General features: G+C 55.3%; 21 protein-coding genes. 9 read left to right on the top strand and 12 right to left on the bottom strand.

Features of this window, described 5'->3' with window-relative positions:
* Positions 1-211 precede the first annotated feature (211 nt).
* Entirely contained in the window at positions 212-2,800 is a 2,589-nt protein-coding gene (locus tag FCN45_RS04420; RefSeq protein WP_137385240.1) for an EAL domain-containing protein, read from the bottom strand.
* Between the two features lie 219 nt (positions 2,801-3,019).
* Between FCN45_RS04420 and FCN45_RS04415 the strand changes: the two genes are divergently transcribed.
* Positions 3,020-3,667 carry a CPBP family intramembrane glutamic endopeptidase gene (locus FCN45_RS04415; RefSeq protein WP_101762487.1) on the top strand — a complete coding sequence of 216 codons (648 nt, stop codon included), beginning with the start codon at positions 3,020-3,022 and terminating at the stop codon, positions 3,665-3,667.
* A gap of 41 nt (positions 3,668-3,708) precedes the next feature.
* On the opposite strand, the gene FCN45_RS04410 is transcribed toward FCN45_RS04415, so the two are convergent.
* Entirely contained in the window at positions 3,709-4,440 is a 732-nt protein-coding gene (locus FCN45_RS04410) for an SDR family NAD(P)-dependent oxidoreductase (protein WP_137385239.1), read from the bottom strand.
* A gap of 99 nt (positions 4,441-4,539) precedes the next feature.
* On the opposite strand from FCN45_RS04410, the gene FCN45_RS04405 reads away from it, so the two are divergent.
* A complete protein-coding gene (locus FCN45_RS04405; protein WP_137385238.1) occupies positions 4,540-4,920 on the top strand; it encodes a helix-turn-helix domain-containing protein in 381 nt (126 codons plus the stop codon).
* Positions 4,921-4,953: 33 nt separating this feature from the next.
* Here the strand turns inward: FCN45_RS04405 and FCN45_RS23590 are convergent, their stop codons facing one another.
* The gene (locus FCN45_RS23590) at positions 4,954-5,121 is read right to left on the bottom strand and encodes a hypothetical protein (protein ID WP_168197444.1); all 168 of its coding nucleotides are present in this window, start codon (positions 5,119-5,121) and stop codon (positions 4,954-4,956) included.
* Between the two features lie 212 nt (positions 5,122-5,333).
* Between FCN45_RS23590 and FCN45_RS23585 the strand changes: the two genes are divergently transcribed.
* A complete protein-coding gene (locus FCN45_RS23585; protein ID WP_007887091.1) occupies positions 5,334-5,504 on the top strand; it encodes a hypothetical protein in 171 nt (56 codons plus the stop codon).
* A gap of 111 nt (positions 5,505-5,615) precedes the next feature.
* Positions 5,616-5,849, top strand: coding sequence for a hypothetical protein (locus tag FCN45_RS04400; RefSeq protein ID WP_110867781.1), 234 nt, complete (start codon positions 5,616-5,618; stop codon positions 5,847-5,849).
* A gap of 114 nt (positions 5,850-5,963) precedes the next feature.
* Here FCN45_RS04400 and yniD read toward each other — a convergent pair whose 3' ends face one another.
* From yniD to FCN45_RS04380, 5 genes are all read right to left on the bottom strand, one after another.
* Complete coding sequence (gene yniD, locus FCN45_RS23710) at positions 5,964-6,071, bottom strand: small membrane protein YniD (protein ID WP_021507251.1); 108 nt, start codon at positions 6,069-6,071, stop codon at positions 5,964-5,966.
* A 79-nt stretch (positions 6,072-6,150) separates the two neighbouring features.
* On the bottom strand, positions 6,151-6,579 hold the full coding sequence (locus FCN45_RS04395) for an OsmC family protein (RefSeq protein WP_101762490.1): 429 nt from the start codon (positions 6,577-6,579) through the stop codon (positions 6,151-6,153).
* Positions 6,580-6,641: 62 nt separating this feature from the next.
* Positions 6,642-7,832 carry an FMN-dependent L-lactate dehydrogenase LldD gene (gene lldD, locus FCN45_RS04390; RefSeq protein ID WP_137385237.1) on the bottom strand — a complete coding sequence of 397 codons (1,191 nt, stop codon included), beginning with the start codon at positions 7,830-7,832 and terminating at the stop codon, positions 6,642-6,644.
* The gene (gene lldR / locus FCN45_RS04385; protein WP_101762492.1) at positions 7,829-8,596 is read right to left on the bottom strand and encodes a transcriptional regulator LldR; all 768 of its coding nucleotides are present in this window, start codon (positions 8,594-8,596) and stop codon (positions 7,829-7,831) included. Before lldR ends, lldD begins: the two co-directional genes overlap by 4 nt.
* A gap of 176 nt (positions 8,597-8,772) precedes the next feature.
* Entirely contained in the window at positions 8,773-9,945 is a 1,173-nt protein-coding gene (locus tag FCN45_RS04380; RefSeq protein ID WP_137385236.1) for a cyanate transporter, read from the bottom strand.
* 87 nt (positions 9,946-10,032) lie between these two features.
* Between FCN45_RS04380 and FCN45_RS04375 the strand changes: the two genes are divergently transcribed.
* Entirely contained in the window at positions 10,033-10,893 is an 861-nt protein-coding gene (locus FCN45_RS04375; RefSeq protein ID WP_137386848.1) for a LysR family transcriptional regulator, read from the top strand.
* A gap of 88 nt (positions 10,894-10,981) precedes the next feature.
* Entirely contained in the window at positions 10,982-12,343 is a 1,362-nt protein-coding gene (locus FCN45_RS04370) for an amidohydrolase family protein (protein ID WP_137385235.1), read from the top strand.
* Between the two features lie 123 nt (positions 12,344-12,466).
* Here the strand turns inward: FCN45_RS04370 and FCN45_RS04365 are convergent, their stop codons facing one another.
* On the bottom strand, positions 12,467-12,664 hold the full coding sequence (locus FCN45_RS04365; RefSeq protein ID WP_137385234.1) for a hypothetical protein: 198 nt from the start codon (positions 12,662-12,664) through the stop codon (positions 12,467-12,469).
* A gap of 402 nt (positions 12,665-13,066) precedes the next feature.
* Here FCN45_RS04365 and dbpA point away from each other — a divergent pair, with 402 nt between their 5' ends.
* The 3 genes from dbpA (at position 13,067) to FCN45_RS04350 (ending at position 17,548) form a co-directional block, all read left to right on the top strand.
* Positions 13,067-14,446, top strand: coding sequence for an ATP-dependent RNA helicase DbpA (gene dbpA, locus FCN45_RS04360; RefSeq protein ID WP_101762496.1), 1,380 nt, complete (start codon positions 13,067-13,069; stop codon positions 14,444-14,446).
* A 141-nt stretch (positions 14,447-14,587) separates the two neighbouring features.
* Positions 14,588-15,550 (top strand): chemotaxis protein, encoded by a 963-nt coding sequence (locus FCN45_RS04355; RefSeq protein ID WP_008105989.1) that lies wholly within the window; start codon positions 14,588-14,590, stop codon positions 15,548-15,550.
* A gap of 441 nt (positions 15,551-15,991) precedes the next feature.
* Positions 15,992-17,548 (top strand): methyl-accepting chemotaxis protein, encoded by a 1,557-nt coding sequence (locus FCN45_RS04350; protein WP_110867787.1) that lies wholly within the window; start codon positions 15,992-15,994, stop codon positions 17,546-17,548.
* 45 nt (positions 17,549-17,593) lie between these two features.
* On the opposite strand, the gene FCN45_RS04345 is transcribed toward FCN45_RS04350, so the two are convergent.
* The 3 genes from FCN45_RS04345 to FCN45_RS04335 all read right to left on the bottom strand — a co-directional run bounded on the left by FCN45_RS04345 (position 17,594) and on the right by FCN45_RS04335 (position 21,563).
* Positions 17,594-18,883 carry an HAAAP family serine/threonine permease gene (locus FCN45_RS04345; RefSeq protein ID WP_110867788.1) on the bottom strand — a complete coding sequence of 430 codons (1,290 nt, stop codon included), beginning with the start codon at positions 18,881-18,883 and terminating at the stop codon, positions 17,594-17,596.
* 380 nt (positions 18,884-19,263) lie between these two features.
* Positions 19,264-20,259 (bottom strand): glycosyltransferase family A protein, encoded by a 996-nt coding sequence (locus tag FCN45_RS04340; RefSeq protein ID WP_101762499.1) that lies wholly within the window; start codon positions 20,257-20,259, stop codon positions 19,264-19,266.
* On the bottom strand, positions 20,256-21,563 hold the full coding sequence (locus FCN45_RS04335; protein ID WP_137385233.1) for an oligosaccharide flippase family protein: 1,308 nt from the start codon (positions 21,561-21,563) through the stop codon (positions 20,256-20,258). Before FCN45_RS04335 ends, FCN45_RS04340 begins: the two co-directional genes overlap by 4 nt.
* Positions 21,564-21,576 lie beyond the last annotated feature (13 nt).

The following is a 21,576-nucleotide window of genomic DNA, read 5'->3' as shown; positions in this document are numbered from 1 at the left end:
ATCGCACGCACTGTCTAAAAATCAATCCGCCAGCCACTACAATTAACTAAGAATTTTCTTAGCGAGGAGGCAATGATGGAACTGGTGATTTTTGTTGGCTTCGCCGCTCTGATGACGTTTGTTGCGATCAGAGTGCGTTAAAAGGCCGCGCACATTTCGTAGCGGCGCGATTTATCACGCAATGCATTGCGCCGCTACAATGTGTGCAAAATCAATTAACGGTTTCCTCTTCCTGTAACCGCGCATTAAAGGCTGCCAGCGACATGGGTCGGCCAAGGACATATCCCTGCCCTTCTTCACATGACAGCGCTTTCAGCGCCTTTAGCTGTGCTTCGGTTTCAATCCCTTCTGCGGTAATGGTCAGCGCAAACGCGCGAGCCAGACCGACAATCCCCGCCACCACCGATTGCGCCTGCTGCGATTCCGGGAACTCCTTCATCCATGAACGATCGATCTTCAAGCCGTTGAATGGGAAGGTTTTCAGATAGCCCAACGCCGCATAGCCGGTACCAAAATCATCCACCGTCAGCCGCACGCCGAGCGCGCGCAGGCCTTGCATGATCTCCAATGCGCGATCCGGATTTTCAAAAGTGACGTTTTCGGTGATCTCCAGCTCCAGCCGTGTGGCCGGTAATCCACTCACCTCCAGCGCATGCGCCACGCGCTGCACCAGATCGTTATTACGAAACTCCACCGGCGAAATATTCACAGAAACATAGCGCTGTTCGCCCCAGTCGCGGGCGTCCGCGCATGCGCGCATCAGCACCCAATCGCTGATCGCAGCGATCAGGCCGTTCTCTTCCGCTAATGGAATAAAGCGATCGGGTGTGATCCATTGGTCGTCAGCTATCTGCCAGCGAATCAGCGCTTCCGCGCCAGCCAGCTGCCCGCTTTGCAGCTGATAGCGCGGCTGGTAATGCAGCGTGAAGGCGTGATTGTGCAGCGCGCCCTCAATCGCCTGCACCATGTCGCGTTTTGACTGCAGATGGTTCGCCATATCGGTGGAGTACCAAACCCACCGATCGCGTCCGGCACTGCGCGCCTGAGCCAGCGCAATATCGGCCAGGCGTAACAGCGCTTCCGGCTGAGCCGCATCCTGCGGTGCTGATACGATGCCCATGCTGGCGGTGAGGCTAATTTGATGCGATCCGCTGATGATCGGTTGATGCACCATGCGCTGCAGCGCACGACAGCGATATTCCACACCCGCCCGCGTGCTTTCGCGCAGCAGCAAAATAAAGGCATCGCCGCCGAGCCGGGCCGCCAGTTCATTCGGCGCCAGCAAGCTTTTCAGCCGTGTCGAGATCTCATTCAGAACGTCATCACCGACTGCGTGGCCCCACGTATCGTTGATCGGTTTGAACTGATCGAGATCGAAACTGATGACAAACAGCGGATCATCCGCGCTGACGCACTCCAGATACGCGGTTAAATACTCCTGCAGCTGCATGCGGTTCGCGAGGCCGGTCAGCATGTCATGACGTGACAGAAACTGAATGCGCGCTTCGGCGTCCACTTCATGAGTGATATCCGACACCGTGCCGCGAAAACCCGAGCGCAAGCCGTTACGCCGAATGGCTTTCGCCATTAACTGCCCAATGCGGCGCTCGCCGTTGGCCGACATAAACTGGCAGCGCAGCGGCACAGGTTTCACCTCTTCGCCTTGACGCATCAGCCAGGAGACCAGCGAATGGCTGGGATGGCTCAGCAGTTGATCGAGCGGACGTCCAATCCAGCTTTTCACTTCATGGCCGGTCACCGCAGCAAAGCGCGACGAGAGATAACAGAGGCGGCCCTGTGCGTCGACTTCCCAAATCCAGTCCGACGCGGCTTCCGCCAGATCGCGAAAACGCTCTTCGCTGTTGGCCAACTCACGCTGACTGATCGCCAGCATTTCAAAGCGACGATCGGAGATCACCGCGTTGTGCAGTGCATGCCGCAGCACGCGACGCGTAACCAGCGCCACCGCCAGCGCGGTGAACAGCAGCAGCGGCATCATCAGCCACATCACGCCGAAGCCGGGATTTTTCGGCTGCCAGCGCAGCACCAGGGGTTCGCCCTGCAGCACCGGCTCCACCAGCCGTGGCTCAAACCGCGCATCGTTTAGATCGCTGGCGATGCGCGGTTCAATCACATTCAGGGCTTTGCCCAGCGTTTGCAGTTTTTGTGGCGTGAAAGTGTTAACGAACACCATGACCGAAGCGGGGCCGGGCATCGTCGGCAAATCCTGTCCTTTGCCCGGCGTAATCGGCGCGGCCACGACAATCGCCGGGTTACTCTCCACCAGCGCATTGCCTGCAACGGCGTCATGCCGTGAGCGCGCCGCGCTTAGCAGTACGTTGCTTTGTGCGCCTAACAAGCTCTCAATCGAAGCATCCGATAATTCACCGTTAATCACCGCATAGCGGGTTTTCCCATTGCCATCGACCACGAACACGCCGTCGTAGTGATACTCCTTGTAAAGCCCCGGACCAAAGTTCTCTTCGTCCCACGCCCAAACCTTATTGACCGTCAGATGCAGGTTCTTCCAGCCTTCGCCCCAGTTAGCATAATCGCGCGCATCGACGAGCATCTGTTGCTGCTGTTGCTGCCACGCCTGACGCATCAGATTGGCATCCTGCTGGATTGAGTCGATGTTTTGTCGATGGGCGATAACCAGCACCATCACCACAGAGAGAAGTAGCACGCCAAACAGCAGCGAGGATAAGGTGCGCAGAATGCGCCGCGTCAGCCTTACCGTGTGTGCTTCCATATTGGTCCTGGCGGCCAGTGCCGTGTGCCGGTGAAACTCAGAATTCATGCGCATTGCTCGTAGAATACAGGCAGCAAAAAAAGGCGGATGACAACGCAGACTGCGCACATCTCCACCCTGTAAGGGTTTGATCGGTTATCGGCCCCAAGCGCCGCAGATTTAGTCTTGTTGGTGGAATATTTGAGCAGCGCAAATGTGCAGCACGCCACCTCGACAGGGATGATCGGCGTTGCTACTATGCGCTCTCCTCTGCTCGCTGAGTCGCCTATGGACACCCAATCCGACAAAGTTACGTTAACGCTGTTCTACGTGGGTAGCTTTGTGGTCTATTACCTTGTGACCATGCTGGTTACGCTGTTTCCCAATTACGGGATGCTGCGTACCAACGGCTTGCTGATGCCGGTGCTATGCCTGGTGGAGTTTGCGGTGATCTATCCGCTGTACCGTTTTTACTGTCAGCGTCGCAGCGACATTCCGCTGGGCTTTGTGCGTCCAATGCAGGCGCTGCTGTTTATCGGTTTGCTGTTTGCTTTGATGGTGGCGCAGACGCAGTTTCTGCAACCCGAAGGCTGGCTGATTGCGCAATCGCAGCAGGGACGCAGCTCGATGTTGATTCTGCTGCTCACCGCCGTGCTGCTGGCGCCGGTGTTTGAAGAAGTGCTGTTCCGGGGATTTTTACTGCAAGGTTTTCTGTTGTGGGCGCCGAGAAGCCGTTTTGCCTGCATGCTGCTCACCTCCCTGCTGTTCGCCGCGATGCATACCCAATATGTGCACTGGGAAACGCTGGTTGCCTTAACGCTGTTTTCCATGCTGCTGTGCTACGCGCGCCTGCGCAGCAACAGCCTGGCGCTACCGATTTTCCTGCACACGCTGAACAATTTAATCGCTATCCTGCCCGCCTGGTATTTCGCCTGACCAAAGCAAAACAGCCATCCTGAGATGGCTATGTATGATGCTTACACCTGTGTCAAACCGCCATCCACACAGATTTCTGCGCCCGCGATGTAACTGCTCTCGTCACTGGCGAGGAACAGCGCGACGTTGGCCACCTCTTCGGGCTTGCCCATTCTGCTGAGCGGAATAGTGCTGGTGATGCCGTTGCGCACCTCTTCAGAAGCCGCCCGCATCATATCGGTATCGATCGGGCCGGGCGCCACCACGTTAATGCGGATACCGCGCGCAGAGAGCTCGCGCGTCCAGGTACGGGCAAAGGATCGCAGCGCGGCTTTACTGGCGCTGTAAACGCCGTATCCTTCGGTGCCAATCACATCGGCAATAGAACCAATCAATACCACGCTGGCGCCGGGCTTCAGCAGCGGCAACGCGGCCTGCAGGGCAAACACCGGCGAGCGCACATTGAGGCCGAAGATGTGATCAAAATGCTCAGCGCTAATCTCATCAATGGTGGCGTACTCCGCCATCCCAGCGTTGATCACCAACACATCCAGCTGGCCGGATTCACGCGTGATCGTTTCAATAATGCGCGTCAATTCACTCTGCTGGCTCACATCGGCACGCAGCGGATGCGCGTTGCCGCTGATGCTGCTGCTGGCGGTCTGTAACTCCTCGTCACGGCGCGAGGTAAACCAGGTGGTAGCGCCCTCACTGGCAAAACGCTGGCTGATTGCCAGACCAATTCCTTTTGCGCCGCCCAGTACCACTGCCACTTTGTTATCCAGTCTGCTCATCTGCTCTCTCCTGTTTGGGTAGAAAGCTGATGGTATATATTTTATATTTAATAACAATTACGCACTTCATTTATACCAGATATCGCGGAGTATATCGCCATGGCAGAGATCGACGGTAACAGCTTGAGAGATGTAGGAAAAACCCGGCCGGTGCTGGAGCACATCACCAATAAATGGTCGATTTTAATTCTCACCGTGCTTTGTACTAAGCCGTCGCGTTTTAACGAGATTCGTCGTCGGCTGGATGGCATCACTCACAAAGCGTTGGCGGATGCGTTAAAGCGGCTGGAGCGTAATGGGCTGGTGAATCGCGAAGTGCTGAACACCGCGCCAATCGGTGTGGAATACAGCCTGACGCCGCTGGCGCAGACGCTGCAACAACCGTTTATCGCGTTGTATGACTGGGCGCTGGAGCACGGTCCATCACTGGAACGCGCGCAGGAAGAGTACGACCGCACCCACACGGATGAGATCGCCTAGGGCCGCCATTCATGGCGACCGCTGGCACAAAAATTACTCTTTTTCCGCTTCGAAATGGGTTTTGAACTGTTCGTAGATAGAAATCATGTTGGAAGCATCACCGTGCAGCGGGCTCAGTTTTCCCGCGCGCACCAGTTCAATCACCAGTTGCAAGGCGGCTTGTTTTGGGCTGCTGGCTGGTTGGGCAATTTCGTTCGACATGTTAACTCACTCATCGTTTTTATCAGGGCCGCATAGTTTATCCCAGATTGAGCTACGGTTGCGCACTGCGATGCGTATAATCTTGCGAGCCGGACAAGAAAGCCGCTCAGGGTGATAATTGACTCTCAACGCGTTTAGCTATACTGGATCAAAAAAGGGAACGACCAGCCACACATTCCGTACCAGCGAGAAGGTGTTAAAGGAGTCTGATTATGCTGATTGGTTTTGTTTTATTAGTGAGCGCGTGTGGGCATGATGCCTGTGATGCCTTACCGGTTTCGGAGCGTATCTATCCGACCAAAGTGGCCTGTGAGCAGATGGCCGATCGCATCCATAAAGTGCGGCCAAATGTGGTCTTACTTTGTGGCGAAGTGCACCGTTAATTCGGTGCCAGCTTGATTAAAGTTGCGCAAATAGTAGCCAAACGGCATTGCAAGAATGGGTTGTAGCGTTCAAAATATAAGCTGCTTTTCACTATCATCGTTGTGAATCCAATGAAAACATCTCGCCCCCGTCGTCCAAACGGACGCTGGGTTTATTACATTTTGTATGATGGCATTCTCTGGCCCTGCCCCGTACGTTGGGAATGGGAAAGCGGCTTCGGTGGCTGGCTGCCATTCTATTTCTCGCCCACGTTTGAGTTCGTGGCGGGCGATCCACGCAAGGCGTATCGCATTGCGCGCAGCAGTGCGCGTAACGTACGCCAGACAGACGGTGAGTACGCCTGATTGATTAGCCAATCTGCCATGGGAACCATGACGCCGTGAGCAGGTAGTGCAGTAACTCCAGCACCAAAATCACCATCACCAACACGCCAAGCTTGTGGCTGCTGATCCACTCTTTCATCCCCATATCATCGCCGCCCAGCGAATCAGCATCAGCGCCCCGCAGATGCACAACAGCACCACGATCATTTTCCAGTGTTTGGTTGCAGCCAGTTTTTTTGCCACGCATCCTCCAGACGACAGAAAGCAACGGTGCGCCCTAAGGCGCACCGTTGATTCTAACGCTGGTCACCCATTTGGGCGATTATTTATTCAGCGTGTAGTCGAGCGTGATTTCAGCATTCAGTACCTGAGAAACCGGGCAGCCCGCTTTGGCTTTCTGGATGATCTCATCAAACTTCGCGTCATCAATGCCCGGTAAGACGATGGCGCTGGTCAGCGCGATTTTGGTGATGGCAAAACCGTCACCCTTTTTATCCAGCGACACATCCGCGGTGGTATCAATGCTTGTTGGCGGATGCCCTTCATTGCCCAACATCAATGACAACGCCATTGAGAAGCAAGCAGCGTGCGCAGCACCAATCAGCTCTTCCGGGTTAGTGCCCTTCTGGCCTTCAAAACGGGTATTGAAACCGTACGGTTGATTGCTCAACACGCCGCTTTCGGTACTTACCGTACCTTTGCCTTTAATATCGCCTTCCCAATGGGCCGATCCTTTCTTATGAATGGTCATGTCATTCCTCCTGTTGTGTTCGACAGCTATTGAGTATAGACAACATGACTCATTCTGCTGGATTAGCTCACCGCGCGTGGACGCGCCGGACTCAAGCCCGCCTCGCTCAACAGCGCGTTAGCCTGCACCAGCGAAGCCTGCGTAATCTCTTTGATCGATTTCGCGCCGGTCAGCGTCATCGCCACTTTCATCTCTTTCTCAATCAGGTTGAGCAGATTTTCAACGCCGCGCTGACCTTGCGTTGCCAGCGCATAGACAAACGCGCGTCCCAGCAGCACGCTGTCGGCTCCGAGGGCGATCATCCGCACCACATCCAACCCGCTGCGAATCCCGCTGTCGGCGAGAAGGGTAATATCGCCTTTCACCGCATCGGCAATTGCCGGCAACGCGCGCGCCGACGACAGCACGCCGTCCAGCTGACGCCCGCCGTGATTCGACACCACAATGCCATCGGCACCAAATCGCACCGCATCGCGCGCATCTTCCGCGTCGAGAATGCCTTTAATCACCATCGGGCCATCCCAGAATTCACGAATCCACTCCAGATCTTTCCAGGAAATCGACGGATCGAAATTGTTCGCCAGCCAGCCGATGTAATCTTCCAGCCCGGTCGGTTTACCAAGATAAGTGGAGATGTTGCCGAGGTCGTGCGGACGGCCATGTAAACCGACATCCCACGCCCATTGCGGATGGGTTGCCGCCTGCCAGTAACGACGCAGCGGCGCATTGGGGCCGCTCATGCCGGAGTGCGCATTACGATAACGTGCGCCCGGCGTCGGCATATCGACAGTGAACACCAGCGTGGTACAGCCGGCGGCTTTGGCGCGCTCCAGCGCGTTGCGCATAAAGCCGCGATCGCGCAGCACATAGAGCTGGAACCACATCGGACGATTAATGGCCGGCGCCACTTCTTCAATGGGGCAAACCGACACGGTTGAGAGCGTAAACGGAATGCCTTTCAGCGCCGCCGCGCGCGCCGCCTGCACTTCACCGCGTCGCGCATACATGCCACACAAGCCGACCGGCGCCAGCGCCACCGGCATCGACAGGGTTTCGTTGAACAGCTTGGTTTCGAGGCTCAACTCCGACATGTTTTTCAGCACGCGCTGGCGCAGCGCCACGTCGGAGAGATCGGCGACATTGCGCTTCAGCGTGTGCTCGGCGTAAGCGCCGCCATCCAGATAGTGAAACAAGAACGGTGGCAAGATGCGTTGCGCCGCGGCGCGATAGTCACTGGCAGCAGAAATGATCATCCGTTATTTTCCTTGTGCTGAGGTTGGTGGCCCGGCAGACGCGTAATGCGCGCCTGGCGCGCCTCATCTTCATGCAGGGTTTTCATAGTGGTGTGAACAAAGCCGAGATGATCCATCGCCGCCTGGCGCGCCGTTTCCGCATCACCGGCCATCACCGCATCAAACATCGCCTGATGCTGTTCGTTAAGACGATTAAAAATCACCGGATGGGTATACATGCGCTGACGGCTGTGCAGCACCGAGGATTGCAGCAGATCGAAAAAGCCGCGCATGGTCTGCAGCAGCACCACATTGTGCGAGGCTTCGGCGATGGCGAGATGAAAACGCAGATCGGCCTGCGCCGCGAGATCGGCATCGTCGCTCTGCTTAATCTTCAGCAGCGCATCAAAGGCGTAAGCCAGCCGCTCTTTATCGGCTTCGGTGGCGCGCAACGCCGCATGCCACGCCGTGCTGGCCTCTATTGCGTGACGCGCTTCAAGGATGTCGTAGCGATAATCGGGATCTTCAGCCAGCAGTTGACGAATCGGCTCTACGATGCGCTGTTCCGACCATGGCTGCTGCGGCTGACGCAGCCAGGTGCCGCCACCGCGTTTACTGATTAACACGCCGCTGCTGATCAGTTGCTGGATCGCCTCGCGCAGTGACGATCGCGATGAACCAAACTCGGCCGCCAGCGCGCGTTCGGACGGCAGCCGCATGCCCGGCTCCAGCTGATGCTCGGTAATCCAGGCGCAGAGCCGCGCCCGCAGCGTATTTTCGGTCATCGCATTATCCTGAGAAAGGCTCCCCCACGATGCTGCATTGGTAGGACCAAAATGCAGCAGGGCGGGCTTGATGGAGGAGAATGGTTAATGCTTTGTTATTTCGATGCAACGAAACAGGCGGGATTTTTCATGTTATGTGACGACGCGGCCACATTTGAATCTTTTGGTAGGACCAATTACGCCGCAGTCCGGCCAAAGGCCCGATCATAACTGCGCGGATGAAAGCGCAGGTTCAGCAAAATCAGCCCGACCGTCACCGCCGCCTGCATCAGCCAGACGCTGGAAAAACTGTGGGTTAATGCCTGCAGCTGACCGGCGATAAACGGCATGCAGCCGGCGATGATAAAGCCCGCGCCCTGCATAAACGCCACCAGCCGTGCACCGGCCTGCGGATGCGGCAGGTGATCAAGCGCCAGCACCATCGCCAGCGGGAATGCCGCGCCCAGACCAAATCCGGCAATCGCAGCCCACAGCCACGGCGCGAACAGCGGAGCAAACAGAAAGCCGCTCATGCCGATCAGCTGACAAACCAGGCTGATAATCAGCTGCGGACGCCGATCCGCCTTACGCGCCAGCAGCGGCATCAATAGCGCGCCCGCAACCTGACACAGAATCATTGCGCCGAGCAGCGATCCGCCGGCCTGCGCCGACCAGCCAAGATGATGATAGGCATCCGGTAGCCACGCAACACAGGTAGCGTAACCACCGTTCACCAGGCCAAAACTGATTGCCAGCGTCCAGGCGCGCGGCGTGCGCCACAGCGACGGCAGCGCAACGTTTTCCGTACTGGCGGCGGTTGGTACGCGCACGTAAAGCCACAGTGCAATCGCCAGCAGCACCGGCAGCGCCCAGCCGCTCAGCGCCAGCGGCTCGCCCAAATGATCGCTGAGCCACGGCGATAACGCCGCCCCCAAACCGCCGCCGCCCATCAGCGCACCGGCCCACAATCCGGTGACCGGCGCGCTGCGCTGCGCAAAGCGCTGACGAATCAGGCCCGGCATCGCCATCTGTACCACGCCCACGCCAAGGCCGCCAAACAGCGCGCTGACCACCAGCCAACTGCCGTCGTGGATCACGCCACGCGCCGCCAGCGCCAGCAGCAGCAGCGTCAATCCGGCCAGCAGCAAGCGTTGCAGCGGCACGCGCTGCATCAGCGAAGCGCTCAGTAGCGCGACCGCGCCCATCATCACCATCGGTACCGCAGGCAGCAGCGAAGCCGCCAGTGAAGAGAGTCCCATCGTCTGCCGAAGCTGGCCGAGTAACGGACTAAGAGAAGTGAGTAACGGTCGCATATTCAGCCCAGCCACTACCAAAGCGGCGAGCGTTAATCCGTTGAAATGTCGATTCATACACAATCCAGCTGCAAAGAGGTTGTCAGCATCGCAGCAGTCGTTACTATTTGGAAATGAAATAACACCATAATGACCAGTGGAAAAATGAATCGTCAGCCGATGTTTACCCCGCAGCAACTGCTGAGTTTTGTCGCGGTGTGTGAAACCGCCAGCTTCACCCGCGCCGCCGAGCGCGTGCATCTGTCGCAATCCACCGTGAGCCAGCAGGTGCGTCGGCTGGAAGAGATGATCGGTAAACCGCTGTTGCAGCGCACGTCGCATCAGGTGGCGCTCACCGAAGAGGGCGAGAAGCTGCTGGGCTATGCGCGCCGCATCATCGCGCTAAACGGCGAAGCGCACGACGTGCTGAGCGATAAATGGCGCGACGGCGTGCTGCGCCTTGGCGTGCCGGAAGATTTCGCCGCGCCGACCGCCGGTTTGCTGGCGGAGTTCAGCCGCGATCATCCGCAACTGCGCCTTGATGTGATGAGCGGCATGTATGTCGATTTGCATCGCGCCTGGCAGCGTGAGGAGCTGGATATCATGCTGATCAAACAGCCGGGCGGTGAACGTCCGCTGGCTGCGCGCCCCGAGCCGCTGCTGTGGCTGGACAGCGCCGCACATCCCTGCTTTGAGCAAACGCCGGTACCGCTGGTGGTGTTCCCGCAGCTCGGTTTATATCGCGAGGAGATGGCGCAGACGCTGGATAGCCTCGGCCGCAGCTGGCGCATCAGCTACAGCAGCGCCAGTTTGGTGGCGCTCGCCAGCGCCAGCGCCGCCGGATTGGGCTTAACGCTGCTGCCCGCCAGCTGCCGCTTGCCTGAGCATCGCGTATTAGGGGAAGCCGATGGTTTACCCACCATCAACCATTTTGAACTGGCGCTATTTTGCCGTGCGCCGCAGGACGAACTGCAGCAGGCGCTGGCCGCCGCGCTGGTGACCTTTTGTCAGCTGCAGTGGCAGTGATTTTTCCACTGCTAACCAGTGGCAAATATCGCAGCGCGCTGCGTAGAGTTTTGCCAGATTAAGCATTTCTCATTTGATGGAACCTCTGATGCAACTGACCTCTCCCACCCGTCGTGAATTTCTTAGTCTGACCGCCGCCGGAAGCCTGCTGGCCGCCGGCATCAGCTACGCTGCACCCACTTCACCGCTGCTCGCTAACAGCACACAGCCGCACACGCCGCCACCGCGCGTTGCGCACTACCAGCTGCTCAATGTCCGCCTCGAAGAGGGCTTTGAGCGCGACGGTAAAGAGGTGATCGCCACGCGCACCGCGCTGTACGACATCACTATCAAAGACGGCACTTTCGCGGCGATTGATGCCGCAGGCAAAGCGCGCAACGCCGCCCTGCCTCAGTGGGATGCCAACGGCGCCCTGCTGCTGCCGCGCACCCGCGATATGCATATCCATCTCGACAAAACCTTTTACGGTGGTCCGTGGGAAGCGCCGCGTCCGCGTCAGGGCAAAACCATCATGGATATGATTGCGCGCGAACAGGTGCTGATCCCGCAACTGCTGCCAACGTCGCAGGCGCGTGCTGAAGCGATCATTGGTTTGCTGCACAGCAAAGGCACCACCGAAGCGCGCAGTCACTGCAATATCGATCCGGTTAGCGGCCTGAAAAGCCTTGAGCATCTCAAGCTGGCGCTGGCGAATCATGCGGAATTCCCGTGTGAAATCGTTGCCTTCCCGCAGCACGGTTTACTGCACTCGAAGGTTGATGGCTTGATGCGCGAAGCGATGCAGATGGGCGTGCAGTTTGTCGGCGGGCTGGATCCGACCAACGTGGATGGCGCGATGCAGGCGTCGCTGGATGCGATGTTCCAGATCGCCCTCGATTTCCAGCGCGGCGTGGATATCCATCTGCACGAAACCTCGCCATCCGGCGTGGCGGCCATTCAGTACATGATCGACACCATCGCGAAAAACCCGCAGCTGAAGGGCAAAGTGACGCTGAGCCACGGTTTTGCGCTCGGCACGCTGGAAGGCAAAGCGCTGGATCAGATGATTACGGGCATGGCCGAGCAGCAGATGAGCGTGGCGTCGACCATTCCGATTGGCAAGCTGACCATGCCGCTGCCGCAGTTGCAGGCGGCGGGCATCACGGTGATGACCGGCACGGACAGCGTGATCGATCACTGGTCACCGTTTGGCACCGGCAGCATGCTGGAGAAAGCCAATTTGTACGCGCAGCTGTATCGCGGTTCCGATGAGTTCGGTTTGAGCCGCGCGCTGCATATCGCCACTGGCGGGATTTTGCCGCTGTCGAATCAGGGCGAACGTCAGTGGCCGAAGGTCGACGATGAAGCCAGCATGATGCTGGTCGAGGCCAGCTGCTCCGCCGAAGCCGTCGCCCGCATCTCCCCGGTCCGCGCCACCTTCCACCGCGGATTGCCAGTGTTCAGTGCGTAAGCCAAAAATCGCACATTCCCGTAGCGGCGCGTGGTTGAAGGCACCCAACAAAAAAGCCTCCGCAAGGAGGCTTTACGTACGACATAAACAGGCAGCATGCGCACACCCGGTGAGTGCTGGATTTTACGAAAGCATCTGAATCGCCAGCGCATACAGCCGCTGGTTTTCATCGTCGCTGACAGGCTCTTCTTCCGCGTAACAGGCAATCATAGAGCTGACTTTATCCGAAGATAAGGTTTCCCCATGCAGATGCAGCGTTAACACGGCGCGGCCGACGATTTTCAGAATGCCTTCGTTTTGTCCCTGGACATAATGACTCAATGAAATGACCTCTGAAATATTATGGGTATTTACTGATTAGCCAAACGGCGGGGTAAATATAAAGCAAATCGGCCATTCGTTTTAATCAGAATTTTACCTAAGCGAAGCCATTCATTAGCACAATACTTATAAGTAAGCATTAACAAACCCTGATAATGCTTGTTTAATAACGCTAATTCTCCTTTTTCGTTGCATATGCCGAGGTTTAGCGCCTTCATTGCAGAATAAAATCAACCTCAAAAGCATTAGAACTTCGCAACAGTATGCGTATAAAAACGAGACAAGCCTGCTATAACGCTAACGGTTTTCAGGCAGGCAGCAGAAGCGCTTTTGCCATTGCCGATCACGCCCCTTTCTGCCAGACTGACCGCCGCCATCCTACCCGCAATTAGAGACTTTCCCGTGACTGCTTTTTCTACCCTGACGCAACTGCCCGCCAGCCAACTCGATAACCTGCGCGAGATGGGTTTCGACGCCATGACGCCGATTCAGGCCGCTTCCCTGCCCGCGATTCTGGAAGGGCGCGACGTGCGTGCGCAGGCGAAAACCGGCAGTGGCAAAACCGCCGCCTTTGGCGTGGGTTTGCTGAACCGCATCGATAACAGCCAGTTCCACACTCAGGCGCTGATTCTGTGCCCGACGCGTGAACTGGCCGATCAGGTCAGCAACGTGCTGCGTCAGCTGGCGCGTTTTACCCGCAACATCAAAATTCTGACGCTGTGCGGCGGCCAGCCGATGAGCGCGCAACGTGATTCTTTAGTGCATGCGCCACATATCGTGGTGGGCACGCCGGGCCGTTTGCTCGATCACCTGAAGCGCGACAACCTTGATCTCAGCCAGCTGCAAACGCTGGTGCTGGATGAAGCCGATCGCATGCTGGAGATGGGCTTCCGCGACGACATGGAAGCGATCATCGGCTTTACGCCAGAAACGCGCCAGACGCTGCTGTTTTCTGCCACCTGGCCGGATACCATCGCCAGTCTCAGCCAGCGTTTTCAGCGCGATGCGCTGGCAGTCGCCACCGAAGATAAAACCGAGTTACCGACCATCGAGCAGCAGTTTATTGAAGCCAGCGCCAAAGAGCGCCACAGCCTGCTCGGCGCGCTGCTCAGCCAGCAACAACCGGCCTCCTGCGTGGTGTTCTGTAACACCAAGCGCGAATGTGACGACGTTGCTGCCGCGCTGAACGAGCGTGATATCAGTGCGTTAGCGCTGCATGGCGATCTGGAGCAGCGCGATCGTGAGCGCGTGCTGATTCGCTTCGCCAACGGCAGCATCCGCGTGTTGATCGCCACCGACGTCGCTGCACGCGGTCTGGATATTAAATCGCTGGCGCTGGTGGTGAATTTCCAGCTGGCGTGGGATCCGGAAGTGCACATTCATCGCATCGGCCGTACCGGCCGCGCCGGTGAGAAAGGGTTGGCGGTAAGCTTTGTTGCCCCCGACGAAATGGTGCGCGCCAATGCGCTGGAAGAGTATCTGCAGCAGAAGCTCAATTGGGTTTCCTCCAGCTCGCTGAAAGGCACCAGCGCCAAATCGCTGCCGGCGACCAAAATGACGCTGTGCATTGATGGCGGCCGCAAAGCCAAAATCCGTCCGGGCGATATTCTCGGCGCGCTGACCGGTGAAGCCGGATTCAGCGGCGACCAGATCGGCAAGATCGATATGACCGCCACCCACGCCTATGTTGCCATCGACGCCGCTCAGGCGAAGAAAGCGCTGATCAAGCTGAAAGAGGGCAAGATCAAAGGCAAAAGCGTGCGCGCCATTCTGCTGAAGTAAAGAGTACACGCGTGAGGGCGATCGCTCTCACGCTAAAATTTCCGCTATCTCCCCCTTCATTTTTTTTCTCTTCTGCCGATAAGTTAATCATGGCGATATTGCCCTGCCCTTTACTCAGCCCAGATCTGCTCCGAGGCCATGATGGATAATTTTCAGAAAGAGATCGATGAACGCGCCAACCTTGCGCTTTCCAATAAATTCGAACTGCTGTTGTTCCGACTGGGTTCCGATCAGCTGAAAGGCAAATCTGAGCTGTACGGCATCAACGTGTTTAAACTGCGTGAAATCGTGCCGATGCCCACCATCACCCGCGCCGCTGGCATGCAATCGCCGCTGCTTGGCATGGCGAGTATTCGCGGCCAGTTTATTCCGGTTATCGATCTGCCCGCCGTCACCGGCTGCAAACCAGAAACCGGCCTTAACCTGCTGCTGGTGACCGAATATGCGCGCAGCACTCAGGCGTTTGCGGTGGAATCGGTGGAGAACATTGTGCGTCTCGACTGGAGCCAGGTGCACACGGCGGAAGCGGGCATCGGTAGCCGCAACATCACCAGCATCGCCTGTCTGGATACCGACGGCCAAAGTAATAATCTGGCGATGGTGCTGGACGTTGAGCAGATTCTGTATGACATCATTCCTTCAGTGCGCGGCGTTGAGCCAAGCGCAGAGACCGCCAAAGACTTCAATCTGAAGCCGGGCCAGGTGGCGATTGTGGCGGAAGATTCCAAAGTGGCGCGTCAGCTGCTGGAGCAAGGCCTGAAAAGCATGGGCATCCCGGCGATTATGCACAACACCGGTCTGGAAGCCTGGATCAAAATTAACGAGATGCAGAAAGAAGCGGCTGCTAATGGTGAGTCGATCCACGACAAGATCGCGCTGGTGCTGACCGATCTCGAAATGCCGGAAATGGATGGCTTTACCTTAACGCGCAACATCAAACGCGATAACAACCTGCGCCAGATTCCGGTGGTGATCCACTCTTCACTCTCCGGTAGCGCCAACGAAGATCACGTGCGTAAAGTCGGTGCCGATGGTTACGTGGCGAAGTTCGAAATTAACGAGCTGTCGAATGTGATCCACGGCGTGTTGAAAAAGCCGCGTTAATGATCGTAACGCCACCGTTCATAGCGTAATGCTTGTCAGTTAAGACCTGAAACCCTTAATTACCGAGAGCACACCTTGTAGCGGCGCAATTCATTGCGCGATAAATCGCGCCGCTACGGAATGTGCGGTGATTTGATAAGGTGCTTAACTGATCGGCATTACGCCATTCCTGGCGACTCTTCAACCAGGATCCTCCCGCCTCACTTTCCCATCCAGTCAAAAATCAAGGTTAACGTCATTAATCAAACCGTGACGCATCTCTAAAAAATTAAAGTTAAAACATTAACAACCGATAACTGATAGCGCTTGCGCTGGTGCTGCCATACCAGATTTGTCACGCTGCGTAACCATTTTTACCTTAGAAAACATCAACCTGATGCGGGCGCCTTGCCTGCTTTTCCGTCTTGAAAACATCAATTTTTGGCATTACGGGGAGAACCAATGTTGAGCTTAAAGAATATGAAGGTCGGCGTCCGTTTGGGCATCGCCTTTGGTTTAGTGGTGGCACTGTTAGTCATTGTCGGCATCACGTCGATTACCAAAATTAACAACATCAAAACCGGTATTACGTCGATTGTGGAAGACCGTTACGTAAAAGTGCGTCTCGGTTTTGACGTCCGTGACGGTGTTAACGATCAAATTAAATATCTGCGTGGCATCGTGATTGATACCACGCGTCCGGAAAATAACGTTAAACGTTATCAGCAACTCGCCGAAGCCACTGAGCATACCAACAACGCGATGAATAAAATCAAAGCGATACAGGTTACCGAAGTGGGTAAAAAGAAAATCGCCGGGCTGCTGGCGGCCAGTGACAAATTCGAGGCCGAGAAACATCAGCTGATTGAGCTGGTACGCGCTGGCGATGCAGACGCCGCCAGCACCTATGTACTGAAATCCATTACCGATACGCAAAACGCTTTCCTGGCGAGCGCGGTGGCGTTTGCCGATTCGCAATCGCAGCAGTTACAGCAAGAAGGCGCGAAGATTATTGATAACGGATCATCTGCTATTGAGATGACGCTAATCTTCTCTGCTCTCGCCATTGCGGCCTCCATCGTATTAGGCTTTATGCTGACGCGTTCAATTGTGCGTCCGCTGAATGAAGCGGTGGAAATCGCCGGGAAAGTCGCGGCAGGCGATCTCAGTTCGCACATTGAAATCAGCGGTAAAGATGAAACCGCCGTGCTGATGCAGGCGCTGCAGGCGATGAACGACAATCTGCTCACTATCGTTTCCGATGTGCGCGCCGGTTCCGATACCATTGCTGTCGCCTCGAATCAAATCTCCAGCGGTAATATCGATCTCTCATCACGCACCGAACAGCAGGCCAGCTCGCTGGAAGAGACCGCATCGGCGATGGAACAGATGACCGCCACCGTCAAGCACAACGCCGAAAACGCGCGGGAAGCCAATCAGCTGGTGGCCAACACCTCCAACGTGGCGAAGCAAGGCGGCGTGGTGATGGAACAGGTGATCGAGAAGATGGAAGCCATTACGCTCTCTTCGAAGAAGATCGTCGATATTATCAGCGTGATCGACTCCATCGCCTTCCAGACCAACATACTTTCCCTTAACGCCGCAGTCGAAGCCGCACGCGCCGGTGAGCAAGGCCGTGGTTTCGCCGTGGTAGCCACCGAAGTACGTAATCTGGCGGCGCGTTCGGCATCTGCCGCGAAAGAGATCAAGGTGTTGATTGAGGATTCGGTCGCGCAGGTGGATGAAGGTAGCCGTCTGGTGACGCACGCCGGTTCAACGATTGGTGAAGTGGTCAACAGCGTGAAGAGCGTGGCGGATATTATGAGCGAAATCACCATTGCCAGCAGCGAGCAAAGTAGCGGGATTAGCGAGATCAACTCAGCGATTACGCAGATGGAGGCGGTGACGCAGCAGAATGCCGCGTTGGTGCAGGAAGCCTCAGCGGCGTCGCAGGCGTTGCAGGAACAGGCGGATCGCCTGGCGCAGTCGATGAGTGTGTTTAAAACGGCTGCGGTGTAATGATGATAAGGTCGCCATGCCTGGCGACCTTTCTGATATGTATGCTTAACTGACCAGCGAATAAGCAATCGACGAAATCGCCAGCACGCCAACGATCACCACAAACACGTTACTGATTTTTCCGCTGTACTGACGCATCGCCGGCACTTTCTGAATGGCATACATCGGCATCAGGAACAGAATCATCGCAATAATCGGCCCACCCAGCGTTTCGATCATGCCCAGAATACTGGGGTTCAGCGTCGCCACCAGCCAGGTGGTCAGCAGCATAAACGTGGTGGTCAGGCGATTCAGACGCTGCGGCGTGACGGTTTTACCGCGGCTGCGCAGAGACTTCACCACCATGCCGTTAAACCCTTCACGCGCCCCCAGATAATGCCCGAGAAACGACTTCGTGATCGCCACCATCGCCACAATCGGCCCCATCCACGCAATCATCGGTACATTAAAGTGGTTGGCTAAATAGGACAGAATAGTGATGTTCTGATCTTTCGCCGCCTGCAGATCGGCGGGCGACAGGCTCAGCACGCAGCTGAACACAAAGAACATCACCGTCACGACCATAAGCAGATGGGCGTTCGCCAGGATGCGCGAACATTTCTTCTCCGCGCCTGCGCCGTACTCATCGCGTTTGGCAACGGCAAAAGAGGAGATAATCGGCGAATGATTAAAGGAGAACACCATCACCGGAATCGCCAGCCACAGCGTCATCAGAATGCCGTGGCCGCTTACATTCGCATCTAACGACAACGTTTCCAGCGCTGCACCATGCCAGTGCGGCACCAGATAAGCCGCCAGCAGCATCAGCACCGCCACAAACGGGAACACCAGTATGCTCATCGCTTTCACAATCATCTGCTCGCCAAAGCGCACCACCGTCATCATGCCGATGATCAGAATCAGCGACAGCAGCGCACGCGGCGGCGAAACCAGCCCCAGCTGATGCACGATAAAGCTATCAACGGTATTGGTGATCGCCACGCTGTACATCAGCAGGATCGGATAGATAGCAAAGAAGTAGAGCAAGGTGATGATCTTGCCAGCGCCCACGCCAAAGTGCTCTTCCACCACTTCGGTAATGTCTTCGCCGGGATTTTTACCGGAGAGCACAAAGCGCGTTAACGCGCGGTGCGCGTAATAGGTCATCGGGAAGGCAAGAATCGCCATGATAATTAGCGGAATCAGCCCGCCTGCACCGGCGTTAATCGGCAGGAAAAGCACGCCCGCACCAATCGCCGTACCGTACAGACCCAGCATCCACACGGTATCACTCTTACGCCAGCCCTTAGCCGCCGTTTCTACGGTGCCAAGCGTACCGGTTTGTGAGTTGTCCATCTGTCTCTCCAGAATTACAAGCTTTATCAACATGCAGCCACAAAGATGGCTACCCATCATGGCGTGGGCTGCTCCGCCCGGCCGGAACGCAAAGGATGACGCTTCATGAGATGAAATTCACGCATCCTGATGTTTTGCGCCGCAGTAAATGCACGAAACATGCGCGCAATCGATTGCATGGGGCGCTATTTGACATGAGACGCGGAATGAGTGCAAGAAGGAGTAACGGGGAGTCAGCAGAAAGGCGTGAGGAAAGTGGAAAGGTGTGGCAACGCTGGGCTGTTACCACGGGTAGTACAGATGACATAAAGAGCAACTCCCCCGGCCACTAGCCTCTGATACAGCAAATGCGTCCAGAGGCTAACGCCGGGAGAATTTAATTAGAATGCGCGCATTCTGTAGAGTGCATAAAGAAAATAGTACGCTGTGAGTGTATTCAAATTCATAATCATGTACTTCAATTTTTCATTTTTATTCAGCAGGATGAAAATACCTTTTGAGTATTTACCCCGCTTTATTTGATCAATTTCCTGGGCAATATCCGCAGGTGAAAACGATGAGTGATACATTGCGGTCACGATTTGCATATCCAGCGCCAGTACACGTTTGGAGATGCCTTTAAGAAAATAGTCGAGATCGCTGGCCTGATATTTACTGATGATCGAATCATACAGTGCGGTGAGAAACTGTTTACGTACTTTCAGTTCACTGTATTGCACTTTACGCTTCGATAATGAACCCGCCACGTCTTCATAATGATAAGCCGCACCCGGCGTGACCAGAAAATTGCTAATGCAGCTGAAGAATTTAAGGTTAAATAGCAAATCTTCGCTCATGGAGATACCTTCCAAAAAGCGCAGGTTCAACTCCTCAATAATCTGACGGCGATAACATTTGTTATGCAGATAACCGATGTTATCACTCATCTCCAACTCACCGAGCACATAAGGAATGTCCTCCTGACTGAAGAAGCCCGCCTGCGACACTTTGCCCACGCGGTTGTCGTTGAGGTTGCCCACCATCAAATCGACAGATTCCGCTGGCCAGGCATCGAGATTCTGTTTGAAGATCATCAGGAAGTTATCATCCACCCAATCATCCGCATCGAGGAATAACACATATTCACCGCTGGCTTGCTGCATTCCGCTATTTCGAGCGGCGCTGACACCGGCATTAATTTGGTGAATTACCGTGACCTGCGAATAAGCACTGAACTCCTGCAGAATATTCGCGGTTGAATCGCTGCTGCCATCATTAACCACAATCACTTCGTAACTGCTGAACGTCTGTTTAAGCACGCTCAGTAAGGTACGTTTAATGGTTTTTTGTGAGTTATAGACGGGAATGATAAGACTAAACAGGGGTTTTTCATTCATGATAAACTCTCTTTACTGTCTGAGGTTTTGATATTGTTAAATAACAGCCATAGTTTCCTGGGATTGATAAAAATTTGATGAATACGCATTACGGGTTGAGCAGGGAAAAAGTAATTAAGCAGGGAGAAAGATAAAAACTCGGTTAATACCACGCTCATGGCCGCGCCATTTAAACCGAAATAAGGAACCAACAATAAAGAGGAGGCCACGCAAATTAATAACACCACGAAGGTTTTCTTCACTAAATAGCGATATCCGTTGTACTTAATAATGAAACGATCCATCACGCTGCTTAGCACCGCGCACATCGCACCCACGCTGAGTAACAGCGTTGGCGCTACCGCATCGAGATACTCCGCACCGTAAAAGTCACGGATAAACCATCCGGACAATAACCAAATCGCCAGAATCACCAACGACGAGACACCTATCACCAGCAGATGTAATTTCTGCGCTTTGATAATCGATTGCCGATCGTCACGTTCGGCAAAGAACGCCGGGAAAAAGGAAGCCAGCAAGGCATTGGGTAAAAATACCCACGCGGTGGCGAGCGTCAGCGCGACAGAGAAAATCCCCGCCTCTTTCACGCCAAGGAAATACGACACGCTGATTTGGTTAACGCGGGTATAAATCGCCACCGCAATCACGGAAAACACCAGAGAAATACCGGACGCCACCATATAGCGTGAATATTTCTTCATCTGGCGCAGTGCCGGAATCGGTACCTGACGATGGTATTTCAGGAATATCGTCAGTTTGATGGCAAAAGGAATAAAGGTCGCCAGTACGATGGGAATCGACAACAGTTGCGGATCCAGACCGTAATACGAAATAAAGAAGCGCACGGTTAAACTGATCGCCAGCCCCGCCAGATTGGCGATGACATTCAGGCGCGCATTGAGCATCGCCTCATTGTAGATATTGACCAGATCGAGTGAAGAAAACAGACAGGCAATCGCCGCTGCGCAGACAAATACCCGCGCTTCAGCACTCCACTCTTCGCCCATAATCAGCATGCCGCTGGCTGCCAGAACGCCGTAAATCACTAACACCAGCAGAAAGGTCGCCATCATTAAGCGCATGCCGGAGTGATGATTTTGCGATAAGCGTTTCAGCAGAATCACATCGCTGCCCATCAGCGCGATGCTTTGGATGAACTGAAAGACCAGCATCGAAATCGAGATAATGCCGAAGGTGGTGGGCCCCACATATTTCGCCACATATGAGGTGACAAATATCAGGCCGAACACCGCAATCAGCTTTTCAGCGATCATCCACATGGAGTTTTTTAATTTATCTTTCACAACTCAACCTCAG

Source organism: Pantoea sp. SO10, from assembly GCF_005281435.1.
Taxonomy (GTDB): Bacteria; Pseudomonadota; Gammaproteobacteria; order Enterobacterales; family Enterobacteriaceae; genus Pantoea; species Pantoea leporis.
This window is presented reverse-complemented; position numbering and strand designations above follow the sequence as displayed.

Excerpts from the sequence above, each read along its gene's own strand:
- FCN45_RS04340 (WP_101762499.1), bottom strand. The coding sequence starts at position 20,259 with ATGAATGAAAAACCCCTGTTTAGTCTTATCATTCCCGTCTATAACTCA.
- FCN45_RS04395 (WP_101762490.1), bottom strand. The coding sequence starts at position 6,579 with ATGACCATTCATAAGAAAGGATCGGCCCATTGGGAAGGCGATATTAAA.
- FCN45_RS04345 (WP_110867788.1), bottom strand. The coding sequence starts at position 18,883 with ATGGACAACTCACAAACCGGTACGCTTGGCACCGTAGAAACGGCGGCT.
- FCN45_RS23590 (WP_168197444.1), bottom strand. The coding sequence starts at position 5,121 with ATGTCGAACGAAATTGCCCAACCAGCCAGCAGCCCAAAACAAGCCGCC.
- FCN45_RS04410 (WP_137385239.1), bottom strand. The coding sequence starts at position 4,440 with ATGAGCAGACTGGATAACAAAGTGGCAGTGGTACTGGGCGGCGCAAAA.
- FCN45_RS23585 (WP_007887091.1), top strand. The coding sequence starts at position 5,334 with ATGCTGATTGGTTTTGTTTTATTAGTGAGCGCGTGTGGGCATGATGCC.
- lldD (WP_137385237.1), bottom strand. The coding sequence starts at position 7,832 with ATGATCATTTCTGCTGCCAGTGACTATCGCGCCGCGGCGCAACGCATC.
- FCN45_RS04370 (WP_137385235.1), top strand. The coding sequence starts at position 10,982 with ATGCAACTGACCTCTCCCACCCGTCGTGAATTTCTTAGTCTGACCGCC.
- lldR (WP_101762492.1), bottom strand. The coding sequence starts at position 8,596 with ATGACCGAAAATACGCTGCGGGCGCGGCTCTGCGCCTGGATTACCGAG.
- FCN45_RS04400 (WP_110867781.1), top strand. The coding sequence starts at position 5,616 with ATGAAAACATCTCGCCCCCGTCGTCCAAACGGACGCTGGGTTTATTAC.
- FCN45_RS04380 (WP_137385236.1), bottom strand. The coding sequence starts at position 9,945 with ATGAATCGACATTTCAACGGATTAACGCTCGCCGCTTTGGTAGTGGCT.
- FCN45_RS04355 (WP_008105989.1), top strand. The coding sequence starts at position 14,588 with ATGGATAATTTTCAGAAAGAGATCGATGAACGCGCCAACCTTGCGCTT.
- FCN45_RS04405 (WP_137385238.1), top strand. The coding sequence starts at position 4,540 with ATGGCAGAGATCGACGGTAACAGCTTGAGAGATGTAGGAAAAACCCGG.
- FCN45_RS04415 (WP_101762487.1), top strand. The coding sequence starts at position 3,020 with ATGGACACCCAATCCGACAAAGTTACGTTAACGCTGTTCTACGTGGGT.
- FCN45_RS04375 (WP_137386848.1), top strand. The coding sequence starts at position 10,033 with ATGAATCGTCAGCCGATGTTTACCCCGCAGCAACTGCTGAGTTTTGTC.
- FCN45_RS04350 (WP_110867787.1), top strand. The coding sequence starts at position 15,992 with ATGTTGAGCTTAAAGAATATGAAGGTCGGCGTCCGTTTGGGCATCGCC.
- FCN45_RS04420 (WP_137385240.1), bottom strand. The coding sequence starts at position 2,800 with ATGAATTCTGAGTTTCACCGGCACACGGCACTGGCCGCCAGGACCAAT.